The sequence below is a fragment of the Pseudophaeobacter sp. C1-32P7 genome (genome assembly GCF_041008775.1).
GTDB lineage: Bacteria > Pseudomonadota > Alphaproteobacteria > Rhodobacterales > Rhodobacteraceae > Phycobacter > Phycobacter gallaeciensis_A.
Window position 1 is genome coordinate 1 of the sequence record NZ_JAXGFR010000072.1, and the last position, 1,794, is coordinate 1,794.

General features: G+C 67.4%; 2 protein-coding genes. Both read left to right on the top strand.

The annotated features are described in order from the left end of the window. The first annotated feature begins 2 nt into the window (after positions 1-2). Complete coding sequence (gene tnpB, locus SM763_RS24105) at positions 3-161, top strand: IS66 family insertion sequence element accessory protein TnpB (RefSeq protein ID WP_369000120.1); 159 nt, start codon at positions 3-5, stop codon at positions 159-161. 54 nt (positions 162-215) lie between these two features. Beyond that, on the top strand, positions 216-1,766 hold the full coding sequence (gene tnpC, locus SM763_RS24110; RefSeq protein WP_347510050.1) for an IS66 family transposase: 1,551 nt from the start codon (positions 216-218) through the stop codon (positions 1,764-1,766). Positions 1,767-1,794: the final 28 nt, after the last annotated feature.

Sequence of the window (1,794 nt, forward strand, 5' to 3'; positions counted from 1 at the left end):
TGATGGTCTACAAACGGCTGGAAGAAAACACCTTCACTTGGCCCGCGATCCGCGACGGGGCAATGACCTTGAACCGGGCGCAGTTCGAGGCCCTGTTTGCCGGTTTGGATTGGCGCCGGGTTCGATCTCTGGAGGTGCGCCGACCGGCTGTGGCAGAGTGACTCGGCCTATTGAATAACCGGGCATCGGCGCCCCGGGCCCGGTATAATCCAGCCATGCCCGACGCCCCGCCCATCGACCTGTCCGCGATCCCCGAGAGCCAGCGCGCCGCCGTTCTGGCGGTTCTGCAGGAAAACGGCGCCCTGAAGGAAGCCAACCGGCGGCTCGAGCATCTCGTGGCCGAGTTGAACCATGTCGTGCATGGCAAACGGTCCGAGAAGCTGAGTGATGACGACCGGCAGCTTGCCTTCGAAGACCTGGAAACCGCCGTCGCCGAGGTCGAGACCCGCAGGGAGCAGGCCGCCCCCTCTACCCAGCCCCCGCGCGCGACACGACAGCGCAATCTCGGCCATCTGCCCGCGGACCTGCCGCGCATCGAGCGTGTCATCGAACCAGCGAGCCTTGAGTGTCCTTGCGGCTGCGGCCGCATGCACCAGATCGGCGAGGATCGGACCGAACGTCTGGACATCGTGCCTGCGCAGCTTCGTGTGCTGGTCGACATCCGGCCGAAGTATGCCTGCCGCATTTGCTCGGACGGGGTCACCCAGGCGCCGGCCGCGCCCCGGCTGATCGAGGGCGGTCTGCCGACCGAGGGCGCCATCGCTCATGTGTTGGTCTCGAAGTTCGCGGACCACCTGCCGTTCTACCGCCAAGGCCAGATCCTGGCGCGCTCCGGCATCCAAGTCGACCGCAGCACCCTGGCGGACTGGGCAGGCACCGCCGCCTTCCACCTCGGCCCCGTGGTCGACCGGCTGGCGGAACGCATCAAGTCCTCCGGAAAGCTGTTCATGGATGAGACCACGGCTCCGGTCCTCGACCCCGGACGCGGCCGAACCAAGACCGGCTACCTCTGGGCCCTGGCCCGCGATGATCGACCATGGGGCGGAGAAGACCCGCCCGGTGTCGTCTTCACCTACCAGCCCAGCCGCGCCGGCGCCCACGCGGAACAGATCCTTCAGGGCTTCGACGGTATCCTGCAGCTCGACGGCTACACCGGTTATGACCGGCTGACGCGCCCGTCCCGCAAGGGCGGCGCGCCGATCACGGTGGCCCACTGCTGGGCGCATGCGCGGCGCAAGCTGAAGGAGGTCTTCGACCGCGACGGCTCGGAAATCGCCGCCGAGGGCCTGCGCCGTATCGCTGAGCTCTACCGCATCGAGGCCGAGATCCGGGGCATGGGCCCGGGCCAACGTCTGTCGGCCCGTCAGGCCCGCAGCGCGCCCCCCGTGGCCGAGTTCGGTGATTGGCTGCAGGCACAGCGTCTGCGTATCTCGGCTAAGTCGCGCCTCGGCGAGAAGCTGACCTACATCCACCGCCAGTGGGGCGGCCTGCAGACCTTCCTCCACGACGGCCGCGTCGAGATGGACTCCAACGCCGTCGAAAACCTGATCCGCCCGATCGCCCTGACAAGAAAGAACGCACTCTTCGCCGGCCACGACGAGGGCGGCCGCACCTGGGCTCGCATCGCCTCCCTGATAGCCACCGCGAAGATCAACGGCGTCGAGCCCTTTGCCTATTTGAAGGCGACCCTGGAAGCCATCGCCGCCGGTCACCCGGCCAGAAGGATCGACGAGCTGCTACCTTGGAACTTCACCCCGTCAAGCTGAACAGGCGTGGGGTGGCGACAGCGCTTAC